Source organism: Stutzerimonas stutzeri, from assembly GCF_018138085.1.
GTDB lineage: Bacteria > Pseudomonadota > Gammaproteobacteria > Pseudomonadales > Pseudomonadaceae > Stutzerimonas > Stutzerimonas stutzeri_AI.
The window spans coordinates 1,737,504-1,751,828 of sequence record NZ_CP073105.1; the positions used below are offsets into that span (position 1 = coordinate 1,737,504).

The following is a 14,325-nucleotide window of genomic DNA, read 5'->3' on the forward strand; positions in this document are numbered from 1 at the left end:
AGGGTTGCCGGTGGGGCAGGGGCGGGCCTGTTCGGCGTCGTTCAAATGGCAGGCGGGCGGCTTCGCCGACCCGCCTGTGTCGCTGAGCGAGCAGAGCGGCGGGACTCAGTCCGCCGGATAATCCGCCATCACCACATCCTTGCCCTCTTTGGTCAGGCCGATCACCTGATAGGCCTGGGCGGGCTGGCCGTAATCCATGCCGGGTGAGCCGGCCGGCATGCCGGGTGCCGCTACGCCGAGCAGGTCCTGGCGACGCTGCAGCTCCTGGATTTGCGCCACCGGCACGTGACCTTCGACGAACTTGCCGTCGATCACACCGGTGTGGCACGACCCCAGCCGCGGCACCACGCCCAGTTTCTGCTTGACCGCGCTCATGTTGGCTTCGACGTGATCGCGCACCTCGAAGCCGTTGGCCTGCAGGTACTTGATCCAGTCTTTACAACAGCCACAGTTGGCGTCGCGATGAACGTCAATGACCTGGGCGGCCTGGACGCTACCGGCCATGAACAGCGCGGCAATGACAGCAAGTTTGGATCGGGTGATGGCCATGAAACACTCCCGTTTTAATGAAATCAGCGACAGCCGCAGCCGCTGCCGCAACCCCTGGCGGGTGCTGCGGCGGGGCTCGCCTGGCTGGCGAGTTGCGCCGGGTAGCCGGCGTCGTTCAATGCGACGAGCAGCGCGGTGCTGTCGGCGCCGCCTTCGACGCGAACAAGGCCGCTCTGGAGGTCGACGTCGATCGCCTCGACACCCGCGATGGCATTCAATGCCTGGGTGGCGTGCCGAACGCAAGCGCCGCACGTCATGCCCTGTACCTGAAGTTTGATGGAGCTCATGGGAAGTCCTCCGCAGTAACCGGACCATCCGGCTTTGGATGGATCTTCAACCTTGCCCTTGTGGCAAGGTCAAGCCGCCTTCGCATGGCGTTCGATATGGCTTCGACGATAGCGCGGCAAGGCTTTCGACAAGCTGAGCGGAACATTACTTTTCTGTCAGCTTGTGGTTCCCGCTGTAGGTTGTCGGCACACTCTGGGTAATGCCTCGAAGCACGTCTTGAAAGGATGAATCGATGAAACTGCTGGTCGCCGAAGACGAACCGAAAACCGGCACCTACCTGCAGCAAGGCCTGAGCGAGGCGGGGTTTTCCGTCGACCGCGTCACCCGTGGCACCGATGCGCTGCAACATGTCCTGAGCACGCCCTACGACCTGCTGATCCTGGATGTGATGATGCCGGGGCTGGACGGCTGGGAAGTGCTGCGCATGGTGCGTGCGGCGGGGCAAGACGTGCCGGTGTTGTTTCTCACCGCGCGTGATCGCGTAGAGGACCGGGTCAAGGGCCTGGAGCTGGGAGCAGACGATTACCTGGTCAAACCCTTCGCTTTTTCCGAGTTGCTGGCGCGGGTGCGCACGCTGCTGCGCCGGGGCAGCGCAGCGGCATTGCAGACGCAACTGAAAATCGCCGATCTCGAAGTGGACTTGCTCAAACGTCGCGCCATACGTGCCGGTCAACGCATCGACCTGACCGCCAAGGAATTCGCTTTATTGGAGCTGCTGCTGCGGCGGCGCGGCGAGGTGCTGCCCAAGTCGCTGATCGCCTCGCAGGTCTGGGACATGAATTTCGACAGCGACACCAACGTCATCGAGGTGGCGATTCGAAGGCTTCGCGCAAAGATCGATGATGACTTCGAACCCAAGCTGATCCACACCGCGCGCGGCATGGGCTACATGCTCGACGAGCCGAATGCGCCATGACGCGGCTGTCCCTCACGGCCCGGCTCAGTCTGATGTTCATGCTGGCGGTGACCGGTGTGCTGGCTGCGGCGGGCTTTTTCTTCAAGCAGTTGAGTCAGCATCACTTCGATCAGCTTGACCGGCATGCGCTGGAAGAGAAGCTACAGGCCAGCCGAAAGCTGCTGGAGGGGCTCGACGACCTGTCCGGTTTCGACGCCATGCGCCCGCAGCTACAAGCCTTGCTGGGCGGCCACAGTGAGCTGACGGCGCAGATCTTCGATGCCGAGGGGCGCCTGTTGTTCGCCGATACGGGCGGGGGGCGGCTGGTTGGCAATCACCCATATTCGACTGTCGATGGTGAGCTGCAGCGCGATGGCCGCGTTTGGCAGCGCAAGACCGGCGAGGTGGAGATTGCCGGGCAACCCCTGAAGATCGTGCTGGCGCTCGACGTTACCGCCCACAAGGTGTTCTTTCAGACCCTTACGGGCTGGCTCTGGGCTGGGTTGGTGCTCTGTGCGCTGATCAGTGGTGTGCTCGGCTGGTTACTGGCCCGCAGTGGGCTGCGCCCGCTGCGCGAAGTCACGCAGGTAGCGGCGTCGGTGTCGGCCAAGTCGCTGACCGAGCGCATCCCGGTCGAGTCGACACCGGCCGAGTTGCAGCAATTGGTGCTGGCCTTCAACGCGATGCTGGCGCGGTTGGAGGATGCCTTCGTGCGGCTGTCGAACTTCTCCGCGGATATCGCCCATGAGCTGCGCACGCCGCTGTCCAATCTGATGACGCACACCGAGGTGGTGCTGACGCGCGCGCGTAGCAGCGAGGACTATCGGGAAAACCTCTATTCCAATCTGGAAGAACTGCGGCGCATGGCGCGCATGATCGACGACATGCTGTTTCTGGCCAAGGCCGACAACGGCCTGCTCATCCCGAACGCGCAACCCATTGCGCTGAACGACCTATGCCGCCAATTGCTGGAGTTCTATCAACTGACGGCTGACGAGCGCGGCATTCGCTTCGAGTTGTCCGGCCATGGCCAGATCGAAGGCGATCCGCTGATGCTGCGCCGGGCATTGTCGAATCTTCTGTCCAATGCGCTGCGCTATACGCCGGACGGCGGGGTCGTTCACCTGGGCATCGTGTCCGATCAGGTTGGGGTAGCGCTCAGCATTGGCAATCCGGGCGCGACCATCGGCGAAGAACATCTGCCGCGGCTGTTCGACCGCTTCTACCGGATCGATCCGGCACGGCGCGAGGGCAATCCGAGCAACGCCGGGCTGGGGCTGGCGATTACGCGTTCGATTGTCGAGGCGCATCAAGGCGAGATCCGTTGCAGCAGCCGCGACGGCTGGACGACGTTCGATATTCTGTTTCGCCGGCGCGCCTGATCGCCGCCCGGCGTCGATTCTTCTTTGCCGACACGCAGCACTGGTCAATCACGACCGCGCATGGTTGCATCGGGGCGCTGCCGTCCTGCTCGACAACATGTCCGGAGATCGTGCCGGGCAACCTTCTACCGCGGCGCAGGGAGGAATCATGAACATCGAACGATGCGAACACCTTATCGACTGGACCAGCCAGACCCATACGCGCCTGTCCAGCTGCATGAGCGAAGCGGCAGAGGAACGCAGCGACTCGTTGGCGAGGATGCTGCTGGTCTACCTGGCGCAGCATGAGCAGGAGCTGACCCGCACCATCGCCCGGATCAAGGAACACGCTGACCCCCGTGCGCTCCATACCCGGCTGCACGATGCGGTTCAGGGCGACACGCTGGCGCTGGATCTCGACAGCGAGGCCTACGCACGGATGAGTGTTGATGAGATCTCACGTGAAATCTTCGCCATCCACAATCAGATCATCGACCTGTACCGTTCGCTCGAGACGCGCCCCGGCCTCGATCGGGCGCGCGAGCTGCTGGGGGAAATGCTGCAGTTGGAAGAGCACGAAACCATGCGTCTGGCGCAGCAGGTCAATCGCATGCATGAGCTCTGAACGATCGGCTGTGGGGCTCGGTCGATCAGGCAGGCATCAGACCACGTAGCGCAGGATCGCCACGAAATGCAGCAGGCTGCCGACCATGACGAACAGGTGCCAGATGCCGTGCCAGTGGCGGAAGCGCTGATCGTAGGCGAAGAAGACGATACCCGCGGTGTACGACACGCCGCCGGCGACCAGCCAGGTGAAGCCGGCGGTGCCGAGCGCGGCGAGCAGCGGCTTGACCGCCACCAGCACGATCCAGCCCATGACCGCGTAGATGACGATGGATAATACCCGCGCTTCCGAGCGCGGTTTGATTTCCTGCAGCATGCCGATCACCGCCAGCGACCAGACGATGCCGAACAGCCACCAGCCCCAGGCGCCACGCAGAGTAACCAGGCAGAAGGGTGTGTAGCTGCCCGCGATCAGCAGGTAGATCGACAGGTGATCGAGCTTCTGCATGACCGCTTTGGCGCGTCCTCGGACGCTGTGATAGACCGTCGAAGTGCTGTAGAGCAGCACCAGGGTGAACCCGTAAATGGCCACGCTGACGATCTTTGCGACATCGCCATCCATGGCGGCCAATACCAACAGCCAGACTGTTCCGATCAGCGCCAGAACGCCGCCGGCCAGGTGCGTCCAGGCGTTGAATTTTTCTCCGTGATACATCGGTGTTCAGCCTCGACCCGCTCCCGCAGTCAATTGCCCATCAGCACGCCGAAGACCTTCTTCGCCACGCTGGTGGCCGCCTGCGCCGGGTTCTGGCGGATACTGGCTTCCTGCTCGGCGATGACGGTGAACAAGCCATCGAGGGCCTGTTCGGCCACGTAGCCCTCGACCGTGCCGTACTTGGCATCGACCGCGCCGAGGCCGGAGGCTTTTCCGGCCAGCGCATTGTATTGCTGGGCGACGCCGACCTTGTCGGTGGCCTGCTTGATGATGGGCAGGAACTTGGCGCGGATCTGCTCGCGGCTGGTCTTGTTCAGGTACTGGGTCGCCGAGTCATTGCCGCCGGCCAGGATTGCCTTGGCATCGGCCACGGTCATCTTCTTTACCGCGTCCAGCAGCAACGCCTGCGCCTGCGGAACCGCAGCTTCGGCTGCCTTGTTCATGCCGTTTTCCAGTTCCTCGACCTGGGCGCCCATGCCCATCATCTTCAGCATGCGCGAGGCCTTGCCGATGTTGCCCGGCAGCTCGATGCGCACGTCCGGGTCGTTACTGAAGCCGCCCGGTCGGCCGAGCTGCTGCACGGCGACTTTCGCTCCCTGGCTCAGCGCGTCTTTCAGCGCCTCGTTGGCATCGCCCTGGCTAAGATCGGACAGCGAAAGCGCCCAGGCGCTGGCGGAGAGCATCAGACCGGTGAGCAAAGCAGTGGTGCGCAGCATGGGGAATCCTCTGGAGTGGTGCAGCAGGCAGGTGCAGAGCTTAAAACGCCAGGCACGGCGTGCCAAACGATGGCGGCAGCTTGTACCGGCCGTTTCGGAGGTGCAAGCCTGCGAAATCGACGGACGAGACGGGCCGCCGACCGTACCAGGCGATGCCGGCGCGTGTTCGATCGCAGCCAGGGTGGCATCATCAGGCTCGCCGTCGGCAATCCGCTCGAGCGTCAGCTCGATCCGAGAGCATCCGCTACGCACTGACCGACGAGATAACGGCGACGAACACTTTCCGAGGCTAGCGGATTCGAACACCAACATGTGCAGAGGGGATGAACATGCTGAAAGCACTCAAGGCGCTGTTCGATAGCAGCGGTGACGATCACCATACGCCACACGGCGTTGAAGTGGCCGCGGCGGCGCTGCTGATCGAGCTCGGCCGTGCGGATTACGAAAGCGACCCGGATGAGCGAAAAGCAATCATCGACGCCATCCGCCAGGGCTCGGGACTGCAAGACGACGAGCTCGACTCCCTGGTTGACGCTGCGCAGGCGTCGGCCGAGCGATCGACCTCGCTGTACGAATTCACGTCGCTGATCAACGCGCAGTATTCGCTGGACGAAAAAGTCGCGCTGATCGCGGCGCTATGGCGCGTCGCCGTCGCCGATGGCGACATCCACAAATACGAAGAGCATCTGATCCGTCGCATCGCCGATCTGCTGTATGTGCCGCATTCGGAGTTCATACGCGCCAAGCTGCAGGTACTCAGCACCTGAGTTGCTGCTCGGGCCAGTCGGTTCGCACCGCAGCCGGCAGCATAAACGCGCTCAGGTTTGATCGTCGGACAACCTCCCAGCGGGTCAGAACTCGAAAGCACCCGGATCGCACTGCCGGTCGTCACGCGGGCTGCCACGCGGTTTCGCAGCTGTCCGCGAAGTAGCCCACCGCGTGTTGACCACTCGGCAACGGCATCATGGCCCAGGGTGTGCCATGGATGACCGTGTTGACGTGCGCGATGCGGTTGCCACGACCATCGACCTGCGCGCGCAGCGGGTAGAGCGGAACCGGCGAACGGGCAACGGAGGAGGGCGTGAGGTTCGTCAGGCTGGGCGTTGCGCAACCGCCCAGACCGACAACCAGCGACAAGGCGATCACACGGGTGCGTGTCATACAGGGCCCTTTCGGTAGAAGTCCGAAGAATTTTTGTCGGGTCGCCTGCTGATTATGGGTGTCGTGCTTGTCGGCGAATGAACGTTTCGGCATTAAGCCTAAGCGCCATTAGCGTGGTTTCCAATGACGGCCTTGCGGTCGGACGCCCATGCTTGAGCGTCCCGTCGCCGTCCCGATCAGTCGGTTAGCTGTTCATTCGTCGTGTCGCTCCAGCGCCACCTGGCGAATCGATAAACGAATCTCGGCGGGCAATACGCGCTTGGCGACACCTTCGGCCAGCTCACCGAGCTTATCGTGGTAGCCGAGCTTGCCAGCATCGTCCTGGCGCAGCACATCCTGATCCTGCAGGCTTTTGATGAAGTGTCGGAACAGGCTCTTGTCGAAGAACTCGGGCGCGTTCAGGCCATGCAGGATCGACAGCCGCTGGGCCATGATCGTGCAGAGCGTTTCCAGTTCTTCGGCGTCGAGCGTGTTCTGACCGCTGTTGAGCAGCAGCGAAATCGCCATGTAGAAGCGTTGCAGGGTCTGCACGATGACCCGCGCCAACAGCGTCAGCAGCACGAACTGGCGCGAGCTGGGAGCTGGCCGCACATAGGTCTCGCCGTCGAGCTTGAGCAGGCCCTGCTCGACGAAGGCGGCGAGCCACCGATCGATCACGGCCTCCAGTTCCTCCGGCTCCCAGCGAATGAACAGCTCGGCGCGCAAGTACGGGTACAGCGCTTCGGTAAAGCGCAGGATCTGTTCACGGCTGATCCGCGAACTGCTCTGGAAGAAGCTCGCCAGCAGCGCCGGTAGCGCGAAGATGTGCATCACGTTGTTGCGGTAGTAGGTCATCAGGACGGCATTTTGCTCGTCCAGGTAGAGGATGTTGCCCAGCGCATCCTTCTGTTCGGCGAGCAGGCCGAGTTCCTTCACGTAGCTGATCAGCGCCTCGCCATTGCCGTCCGGCAGCGTGGTGTGGGGCGAGTAGGGCACGGCGCGCAGCAGGTTCTGGTAGAGGTCGAGGATACGCGCCAGCGAGCGGCGATCCAGCGCCTGGCGGCTGGTGGAAAGCATGGCCAGGGCCACCAGGTTGACCGGGTTGACCGCGGCCGCCTCGTTGAGCCGCTGGGCGATGCGCTCGGACAGCTTGTTGGTGGTCTCGTTGAGCCAGTCGGGGCGGAAGTTCGGTGCCAGGTCCTGCTGGCGCCAGCCGGGCTGGTGTTGCTCCAGAAACTCGTTGAGCTTCAGCGGCTCGCCGAAATTCACCCAGACCTGCCCGAAGCGCTGCTTCAGCGCACCGATGACCTTGAAGATGTCGAAGATCGATTCCTTCTTCTTCGCCGCGCCGCGCAGCTCGCCGAGATAGGTGCGGCCTTCCAGCACCCGCTCGTAACCGATGTACACCGGCACGAAGAGAATCGGCAGGCGCGATGAACGCAGATAGCTGCGCAGGGTGATGGCGAGCATGCCGGTCTTCGGCTGCAACATGCGCCCGGTGCGCGAGCGCCCGCCCTCGACGAAGTACTCCACCGGAAAGCCGCGGCTGAACAGCGTGTGCAGGTACTCGTTGAACACCGAGGTATAGAGCGGGTTGCCCTTGAACGAACGGCGCATGAAGAAGGCACCACCGCGGCGCAGCAGGCTGCCGACCACCGGCATGTTGAGGTTGATACCCGCGGCGATATGCGGTGGGGTCAAGCCGTTACGGAACAGCAGGTAGGACAGCAACAGATAGTCGATATGGCTGCGGTGGCACGGCACATAGATGACTTCGTAGCCATGCACCGCATCCTGCAACGGCTCCAGATGATTGACCCGGATGCCGTCGTAAATCTTGTTCCAGAACCAGGACAGCACTACCTCGAGAAAGCGCACGGCCGTGTAGGCATAGTCGGAGGCAATTTCGTTGCCGTAGCGCAGGGCGCGGGCTTCGGCCTTTTCAAGCGGGATGTTTTCGCGCTCGGCTTCGTCCTTGATCGCCTGCCGTACCTGCGGAGCGTGCACCAGGCCCTTGACCAGGTTGCGGCGGTGCGAAAGATCCGGACCGATGACGGCGGTCTTCTGGTTGCGGAAATGCACGCGCAGCATGCGATGGGCCATGCGCAGGGTGCGCTCGTGGCCCTTGTTCTGGGCCACCAGTTCGTTGAGCTGGATCGGCGTGGAGAACTGCACGCGGGTCTTGCGGCCGAGGATGACGATGCTCATCAGTTTGCGCAGGCGTCCGGTCACGGCCCAGCTGTCGGCGAACAGCAGCTTCCAGGGACTGGTTTCGCGTGCCGGGTTCTGGCCCCAGAACACGCTCACCGGAATGATCTGGGCGTTGTCCACTGCGTTGTGTTCCAGTGCGCCAACCAGGCGAACCAGCGGCTCGGGGGTGACCATCCCTGTGCGCCGGCCGAACCAGCTGGCCGCTGGATTAAGGAAAATGAACGCCGCGGGCTCCACATGATCACCCACCGCCACTGCAGCGACCGGCCGCGGCAGGCCGGCCTTGCTGCACTCGTGGTCGAGTACCGCCAGATCGCTCAGCGAGGCGCGCTGCAAGACATAGAACACTGGCTTGCTGCGATCCAGTTTGAGCGTAAAGGCGGACTGGTTGATGGTCTCGGAACGTACCCAGACGTAGAGCACACGGCGCAGCAGGGAAAAGATCAGACGGCGAACGGGAGAGCGGGTCATACGGCAGATTCGACTGTGAAAGGGTTGATACCCTCGAAGGGCGCAAGTGTGCCGCATGCGGGTTGTAGGCAAAAGGGCAGAGATGTGTGCGTCGGCTTGCGAACGGGGGTGGCCCTATCAGCCGGACGGCAATCCACGTGCTTCTTCGAGCGGCCGCTACGAGGCGCTCTGTTTGACGGCGTCGAGCGGTAGCCATCTCTGCGAACTGACGACCTTTGCATATTCCCCGTCCAGGCTAGCCAGCGACATGTCGTGTACCGCTTCGGCGCTGCGTAACCGGCCACGATAGTCCCGCTTGGCGAAGGTGAAACAGGCATCTTCGACTACGTAGGTCTTAAGGCCCCTGCAACCCGCGGTTCGCGCTGTCGCCTCTACCGAGTTGTTCGTCGCGGCGCCGGTGACGACGATCGAGCCAACGCCCAGTTGCGTCAGGATCGCTTCGAGGTCGGTTCCGGTGAACGCGCAAGGTGTAGCTTTTTCGATGACTGTTTCGTTCTGGTTGGGCTGGAACGTCGGCTTGAATTCGAAGCCGTCCTGAAAAGGCCAGAACACCGACTCGGGCTCGGTTGATCGGTGTCTGACATGGATCACCGGCCTTTGCTGCCCACGCCAATGCGTGAGCAGGGCGAGAATCGCCGCCTCCGCGTGCGGGTTGTTACGCTGGCCCAGCTTGGGATGATCGATACCTTTCTGCTGATCGATCACCAGGAGCGCCGCATCTTCCATTCGTTTTGGGTCCACCTAGATGAAGCTTGCATAGCTCTGCCGTTGATTGTTCGCGGTCGTTATGAGCGGGGCAGGGCGATGCGATGAATGTGTTCGAGCCGCTAGTCATCTGAAAAGATTTGCTGGGCCATATTGTCGACCACCACCGGACTGTCGAAATAGGTGACTGACGGATCGGTGCCGTATTTCTCCTGCACGAAGGCCCTCCAGCTGTCGGTATACATGGCCTGCGCGTCGGCTCGCGAATTCCACAGGTAGATGCCGCCGACGGTGCTCCCGTCTTCGGAAATCACATAGTGCTTGCGGATCAGCCCGGTCACGCCCTGGTAGGTCGGGACGGTGCTGAGGAATATGGCGCGCGCTTCATGCCGCGTGATGGGCTTGGGCAACCGGAATGCGGTGATGGCTATGATCATTCGGATCTCCTGCGCAGGGTTCGAATTCTCGAGGTGTCGCGTCGGCAGTGGCCCTCCGCGCGTAACATCTGGCCAATCGCGGCGCGTCTCGCCGTGCTCGGGCTGCTCAAGAATAGTCGAGGCCGCGCGCTTTGCCTGCGTGATTGCCGCAGGACTGCCCTTGCCGGTTGCAATGCCCGCCGCGCTCTTTTTATAGTCCGGCCCGCATTGGGCCCGTCTTTGCCGAGTTCGGTCGTGGGTCCGTCATGGGTGAGAACGATGATCGAACTGAAGAATCTGACGAAACGATTTGCCCAGCACACCGCGGTGGATGCGTTGTCATTCACTGTCCAGCCCGGCGAAGTGCTCGGTTTTCTGGGTCCCAATGGGGCTGGCAAGTCCACCACCATGAAGATGCTGACCGGCTTCCTGGCGCCGACGTCCGGCACGGCGAGCATCTTTGGCTGCGACATCCGGACCCGAACGCTACAGGCCCAGCGTCAGATCGGCTACCTGCCGGAGGGCGCGCCCTGTTACGGCGACATGACGGTGCGCGGCTTTCTCGAGTTCATCGCCGAGGTGCGCGGCTATCGTGGCGCGGACAAGCGCGTCCGGGTCGATACGGCAGCGGGGCAGGTCGAGTTGGAGACAGTGCTGGGGCAGAGCATCGAGACCCTGTCCAAAGGCTTCAAGCGTCGCGTCGGCCTGGCCCAGGCGATCCTGCATGATCCGCGCGTGTTGATCCTCGATGAGCCCACGGATGGTCTGGACCCGAACCAGAAACATCAGGTGCGCGAGCTGATCAGCGGGCTGGCGCAGGACAAGATCGTCATCATTTCCACCCATATCCTCGAAGAGGTTACCGCGGTCTGCACCCGTGCGGTGGTGATCGCCGGTGGGCGGCTGGTGGCCGATGACACGCCCTTCGAACTGGAGAGCCGTTCGAAGTATCACCAGGCCGTGACCCTGGTCAGCGATGAGCCGTTGGACGACGTTGCGCTGGCGGCGTTGCCGGGCGTGGCCGGTATCGAATTCAACGAGCGTGAGCATAGCCTCACGTTGCTGGCCAAGCCCGGCGAAGTGATCTTCCCGCTGGTCAATGCATTGATAACTCAGCAGGGCTGGGCAGTCAGGGAGCTGGACGTGGAGCGTGGCCGCCTGGATGAAGTGTTCCGAACCTTGACCCGTGGGGAGGCGCTATGAGCCAGTTGCCGGTAGTCTTCAAACGCGAGCTGGGCAGCTATTTCGCGACGCCGCTCGCCTATGTGTTCATCCTGATCTTCCTGGTGCTGTCCGGGGTGTTCACCTTCTACCTGGGCGGTTTCTACGAGCGCGGCCAGGCGGACCTCATTCCGTTCTTCAGTTTCCATACCTGGCTTTACCTGTTCCTGATTCCAGCCATCGCCATGCGCCTGTGGGCCGAGGAGCGCAAGTCGGGCTCCATCGAATTGTTGATGACCTTGCCTATCACCCGTTTCGAGGCCGTCACCGGCAAGTTCCTGGCGGCCTGGGTGTTTGCCGGCATTGCCTTGCTGCTGACCTTTCCGATGATCATTACCGTCAATTACCTCGGCGAACCCGATAACGGCGCGATCGTTACCGGCTACTTCGGTAGCTGGTTGCTGGCGGGCGCCTTCCTGGCGATCGGCTCGTGCATGTCGGCGTTGGCGAAGAACCAGGTGATCGCCTTCATTCTGGCTGTCAGCGTGTGTTTCCTCTTTATCGTCAGCGGCCTGCCGATGGTGCTCGATGCATTCGCCTGGGCGCCGCGGTGGCTGGTCGACGCGGTCGCTTCGCTGAGCTTTCTGATTCGCTTCGACGCCCTCAGCAAGGGCGTCATCGACCTACGCGACCTGCTGTATTTCGTCACGCTGATCATTGCCTGGCTGGCCGCCACTGCCGTGGTGGTCGATCTGAAGAAAGCGGCATAAGGAAGTCCCATGAAACGAGTGATGTATTCGGGTGCCGGGTTGCTGCTGATCGCCTTGGCTTTCCTGCTGTTCAACGCCTTCTCCGGCCTGGTGTTCACCCACGCGCGGCTGGATTTGACCGAGCAGAAGCTCTACACCATTTCCGAAGGCACCAAGACCATCCTCGAGGGGCTCGACAAGCCCATCGAGCTGGATTTCTTCTATTCGGACGAGGCGACCAAGGGCCTGGTCGCGCTGCGCAACTATGCGCGGCGCGTGGAAGAACTGTTGCGTGCCTACGAGCGCGAGTCCGGCGGCAAGTTGAAACTGCATGTCGTCGACCCGGAACCCTTTTCCGAAGAGGAAGATCGCGCTGCCGAACTCGGGCTGCAGGCCGTGCCGCTGAACCAGGGAGGCGACAAGGTCTATTTCGGACTCGCCGCGACCAACGCCGAAGGCCGCACGCAGAGCATCCCCTTCTTCGCGCTGGATCAGGAGGAATTTCTCGAGTACGAACTCAGCCGCCTGGTACAGAGCCTGGCGTCGCCGCAGATGCCCGTCGTCGGTGTGCTTTCGGACTTGCCGATCACCGGTGGATTCGACATGCGTACCCAGCAGGCGACCCCGCCCTGGACGGTATTGGAACAGATTCGCCAGCTGTTCCATATCGAAAGCCTGGAGCGCAACGTCGACATGATTCCGGCCAATGTGTCGGTACTCATGTTGGTGCATCCCAAGGCGCTGCCGGAGCCGACGCTCTACGCGATCGACCAGTTCGTCATGCGGGGCGGCAAACTGCTGGTATTCCTCGATCCGTACAGCGAGGCCGACCCGGGTATGGGGTTCATGCCGGGAGAACCTGGCGATGGCAAGGGCTCCAATCTGAGACCGCTGTTGAAGGCCTGGGGCGTGCACATGGCGCCTGATCAGGTGGTGCTGGATGCGGCCAATGCCATGTCCGTGGGCGTGGGCGAGGAGCGGCGGCCGGTCCGGCATCCGGGCTGGCTGAGCCTGCCGCAGCAAACCATGGATACCGATGATGTCACCACCGCTTCGCTGGAAAGCCTGACCATGGCGACTGCCGGCTTTCTCGAACCGCTGGAAAACGCCACGACCCGTTTCACTCCGCTGATTCAGAGTTCCACGTACGCCATGCCGATCGAGGCGCAGCGTTTTGCCACGCTGGAAAACCCCGAGGTGCTGTTGCGTGATCTCGAGCCTACCGGTGAGCGCTATACGCTTGTGGCGCGCATCCAGGGCCCGGCGCGTTCCGCCTATCCGGATGGCATCGAAGGCCGCAAGGACGGCCTGAAGGATAGCGCCAGCATCAACGTCATCGCCGTGGCGGATACGGATCTGCTGGCCGACCGCATGTGGGTGCAGGTACAGGATTTCTTCGGCCAGCGCATGCCGCAGCCCTGGGCCGACAATGGCACCTTCGTGGTCAACGCACTGGACAACCTGTCCGGCACCGACGCCTTGATCAGCGTCCGCTCACGAGGCCGCTTCGCCCGGCCGTTCGTGGTCGTCGAGGAGCTGCAGCGGCAGGCCGAGAACCGCTTCCGCGAGAAAGAGGAGGCGCTGCAACAGCGTCTGGCCGCGACCGAGGCGCAGCTTGCTGAATTGCAGGGGCCGAACGCTGACGGTGCGATAGAACTCACCGCCGAGCAACAGGCTGCGCTGCAGCGCTACATGCAGGAAAAACTGCGGATTCGCAAAGAGCTGCGCGAGGTACGTTACCAGCTCAACGCCGATATCGATGCGCTGGGGCGTCTGCTCAAGTTCTTCAACATTGCGCTGGTGCCGCTGGTATTGACCTTGGGCGTGTTGCTGACCTGCTTGTGGCGTCGGCGCAGAACGGCATGATTGCCGCGGCTCTCCGCGGCAAGGGGAGCCGTACTGGATGGGCGGTGGTGGCCGGTTCGCGAATCGGCCACGGCCGCGCGGCCAAATACCGGTGACGTGGCGGCGTGAAGGTCTAAAAAAACCCGGAGACGGGAAAAATCCTTGTTCTATACTCGTCCGTCGATTGTTCTGAAACATCCTTGTCACGCCTGCTTGGCTATAGTCACTGCCGTTAGGCGGCCTGCAAGTGCTTCAGGCCGATCGTCCCTCCCCAAGCGGGGAATAATAAGAATCGAGTTGGAGAAGTAGGATGGCTGAGCGCGAAACCGGAACCGTCAAGTGGTTCAACGATGCCAAGGGCTATGGATTCATCCAGCGTGGCAGCGGGGCGGATGTATTTGTTCACTACCAGGCTATTCGTGGCGAAGGCCACCGCTCTCTGGCTGAAGGCCAGCAGGTGGAGTTTTCCGTGACCCAGGGCCAGAAAGGCCTGCAGGCCGAGGATGTGGCCGGGCTCTGATCACCGCAGCGGAGCATGA

At 62.4% G+C, this 14,325-nt stretch carries 16 protein-coding genes; 8 read left to right on the forward strand and 8 right to left on the reverse strand.

Going from position 1 to position 14,325, the window contains the following annotated elements; all coding sequences use genetic code 11:
* Positions 1–105 precede the first annotated feature (105 nt).
* Both KCX70_RS08100 and KCX70_RS08105 read right to left on the reverse strand, forming a co-directional pair.
* Positions 106–549, reverse strand: a complete 444-nt coding sequence (locus tag KCX70_RS08100) for a DUF411 domain-containing protein (RefSeq protein ID WP_212619843.1) — start codon at positions 547–549, stop codon at positions 106–108.
* Between the two features lie 23 nt (positions 550–572).
* On the reverse strand, positions 573–836 hold the full coding sequence (locus tag KCX70_RS08105) for a heavy-metal-associated domain-containing protein (protein WP_212619844.1): 264 nt from the start codon (positions 834–836) through the stop codon (positions 573–575).
* Between the two features lie 233 nt (positions 837–1,069).
* Between KCX70_RS08105 and KCX70_RS08110 the strand changes: the two genes are divergently transcribed.
* From KCX70_RS08110 to KCX70_RS08120, 3 genes are all read left to right on the forward strand, one after another.
* A complete protein-coding gene (locus KCX70_RS08110) occupies positions 1,070–1,753 on the forward strand; it encodes a heavy metal response regulator transcription factor (RefSeq protein WP_212619845.1) in 684 nt (227 codons plus the stop codon).
* Positions 1,750–3,114: a heavy metal sensor histidine kinase gene (locus tag KCX70_RS08115; protein ID WP_212619846.1), complete on the forward strand. Its 1,365-nt coding sequence runs from the start codon at positions 1,750–1,752 to the stop codon at positions 3,112–3,114. Before KCX70_RS08110 ends, KCX70_RS08115 begins: the two co-directional genes overlap by 4 nt.
* 148 nt (positions 3,115–3,262) lie before the next feature.
* Positions 3,263–3,718 carry a hypothetical protein gene (locus tag KCX70_RS08120; RefSeq protein WP_212619847.1) on the forward strand — a complete coding sequence of 152 codons (456 nt, stop codon included), beginning with the start codon at positions 3,263–3,265 and terminating at the stop codon, positions 3,716–3,718.
* Positions 3,719–3,754: 36 nt separating this feature from the next.
* Here KCX70_RS08120 and trhA read toward each other — a convergent pair whose 3' ends face one another.
* The gene (trhA, locus tag KCX70_RS08125; RefSeq protein WP_212619848.1) at positions 3,755–4,372 is read right to left on the reverse strand and encodes a PAQR family membrane homeostasis protein TrhA; all 618 of its coding nucleotides are present in this window, start codon (positions 4,370–4,372) and stop codon (positions 3,755–3,757) included.
* Positions 4,373–4,401: 29 nt separating this feature from the next.
* A complete protein-coding gene (locus KCX70_RS08130) occupies positions 4,402–5,088 on the reverse strand; it encodes a DUF4197 domain-containing protein (protein WP_212619849.1) in 687 nt (228 codons plus the stop codon).
* Positions 5,089–5,417: 329 nt separating this feature from the next.
* On the opposite strand from KCX70_RS08130, the gene KCX70_RS08135 reads away from it, so the two are divergent.
* The gene (locus KCX70_RS08135) at positions 5,418–5,855 is read left to right on the forward strand and encodes a TerB family tellurite resistance protein (protein WP_212619850.1); all 438 of its coding nucleotides are present in this window, start codon (positions 5,418–5,420) and stop codon (positions 5,853–5,855) included.
* Between the two features lie 121 nt (positions 5,856–5,976).
* Here the strand turns inward: KCX70_RS08135 and KCX70_RS08140 are convergent, their stop codons facing one another.
* The 4 genes from KCX70_RS08140 to KCX70_RS08155 all read right to left on the reverse strand — a co-directional run bounded on the left by KCX70_RS08140 (position 5,977) and on the right by KCX70_RS08155 (position 10,052).
* Complete coding sequence (locus tag KCX70_RS08140; RefSeq protein ID WP_212619851.1) at positions 5,977–6,249, reverse strand: hypothetical protein; 273 nt, start codon at positions 6,247–6,249, stop codon at positions 5,977–5,979.
* Between the two features lie 192 nt (positions 6,250–6,441).
* Positions 6,442–8,910 carry a glycerol-3-phosphate 1-O-acyltransferase PlsB gene (plsB, locus tag KCX70_RS08145; RefSeq protein ID WP_212619852.1) on the reverse strand — a complete coding sequence of 823 codons (2,469 nt, stop codon included), beginning with the start codon at positions 8,908–8,910 and terminating at the stop codon, positions 6,442–6,444.
* Positions 8,911–9,066: 156 nt separating this feature from the next.
* Positions 9,067–9,636 (reverse strand): cysteine hydrolase family protein, encoded by a 570-nt coding sequence (locus KCX70_RS08150; protein ID WP_212619853.1) that lies wholly within the window; start codon positions 9,634–9,636, stop codon positions 9,067–9,069.
* 101 nt (positions 9,637–9,737) lie between these two features.
* The gene (locus KCX70_RS08155; protein ID WP_212619854.1) at positions 9,738–10,052 is read right to left on the reverse strand and encodes a hypothetical protein; all 315 of its coding nucleotides are present in this window, start codon (positions 10,050–10,052) and stop codon (positions 9,738–9,740) included.
* Positions 10,053–10,310: 258 nt separating this feature from the next.
* Here KCX70_RS08155 and KCX70_RS08160 point away from each other — a divergent pair, with 258 nt between their 5' ends.
* The 4 genes from KCX70_RS08160 (at position 10,311) to KCX70_RS08175 (ending at position 14,306) form a co-directional block, all read left to right on the forward strand.
* Positions 10,311–11,234 carry an ABC transporter ATP-binding protein gene (locus tag KCX70_RS08160; RefSeq protein WP_212619855.1) on the forward strand — a complete coding sequence of 308 codons (924 nt, stop codon included), beginning with the start codon at positions 10,311–10,313 and terminating at the stop codon, positions 11,232–11,234.
* The gene (locus KCX70_RS08165; protein WP_212619856.1) at positions 11,231–11,962 is read left to right on the forward strand and encodes an ABC transporter permease subunit; all 732 of its coding nucleotides are present in this window, start codon (positions 11,231–11,233) and stop codon (positions 11,960–11,962) included. Before KCX70_RS08160 ends, KCX70_RS08165 begins: the two co-directional genes overlap by 4 nt.
* Before the next feature lie 9 nt (positions 11,963–11,971).
* A complete protein-coding gene (locus KCX70_RS08170; RefSeq protein WP_212619857.1) occupies positions 11,972–13,807 on the forward strand; it encodes a GldG family protein in 1,836 nt (611 codons plus the stop codon).
* A gap of 289 nt (positions 13,808–14,096) precedes the next feature.
* Positions 14,097–14,306, forward strand: coding sequence for a cold-shock protein (locus tag KCX70_RS08175; RefSeq protein WP_014852307.1), 210 nt, complete (start codon positions 14,097–14,099; stop codon positions 14,304–14,306).
* Positions 14,307–14,325: the final 19 nt, after the last annotated feature.

Bases quoted from the DNA above. Each gene is read 5' to 3' on its own strand.
- KCX70_RS08100 (WP_212619843.1), bottom strand. From the start codon at position 549: ATGGCCATCACCCGATCCAAACTTGCTGTCATTGCCGCGCTGTTCATG.
- KCX70_RS08105 (WP_212619844.1), bottom strand. From the start codon at position 836: ATGAGCTCCATCAAACTTCAGGTACAGGGCATGACGTGCGGCGCTTGC.
- KCX70_RS08110 (WP_212619845.1), top strand. From the start codon at position 1,070: ATGAAACTGCTGGTCGCCGAAGACGAACCGAAAACCGGCACCTACCTG.
- KCX70_RS08115 (WP_212619846.1), top strand. From the start codon at position 1,750: ATGACGCGGCTGTCCCTCACGGCCCGGCTCAGTCTGATGTTCATGCTG.
- KCX70_RS08120 (WP_212619847.1), top strand. From the start codon at position 3,263: ATGAACATCGAACGATGCGAACACCTTATCGACTGGACCAGCCAGACC.
- trhA (WP_212619848.1), bottom strand. From the start codon at position 4,372: ATGTATCACGGAGAAAAATTCAACGCCTGGACGCACCTGGCCGGCGGC.
- KCX70_RS08130 (WP_212619849.1), bottom strand. From the start codon at position 5,088: ATGCTGCGCACCACTGCTTTGCTCACCGGTCTGATGCTCTCCGCCAGC.
- KCX70_RS08135 (WP_212619850.1), top strand. From the start codon at position 5,418: ATGCTGAAAGCACTCAAGGCGCTGTTCGATAGCAGCGGTGACGATCAC.
- KCX70_RS08140 (WP_212619851.1), bottom strand. From the start codon at position 6,249: ATGACACGCACCCGTGTGATCGCCTTGTCGCTGGTTGTCGGTCTGGGC.
- plsB (WP_212619852.1), bottom strand. From the start codon at position 8,910: ATGACCCGCTCTCCCGTTCGCCGTCTGATCTTTTCCCTGCTGCGCCGT.
- KCX70_RS08150 (WP_212619853.1), bottom strand. From the start codon at position 9,636: ATGGAAGATGCGGCGCTCCTGGTGATCGATCAGCAGAAAGGTATCGAT.
- KCX70_RS08155 (WP_212619854.1), bottom strand. From the start codon at position 10,052: ATGATCATAGCCATCACCGCATTCCGGTTGCCCAAGCCCATCACGCGG.
- KCX70_RS08160 (WP_212619855.1), top strand. From the start codon at position 10,311: ATGATCGAACTGAAGAATCTGACGAAACGATTTGCCCAGCACACCGCG.
- KCX70_RS08165 (WP_212619856.1), top strand. From the start codon at position 11,231: ATGAGCCAGTTGCCGGTAGTCTTCAAACGCGAGCTGGGCAGCTATTTC.
- KCX70_RS08170 (WP_212619857.1), top strand. From the start codon at position 11,972: ATGAAACGAGTGATGTATTCGGGTGCCGGGTTGCTGCTGATCGCCTTG.
- KCX70_RS08175 (WP_014852307.1), top strand. From the start codon at position 14,097: ATGGCTGAGCGCGAAACCGGAACCGTCAAGTGGTTCAACGATGCCAAG.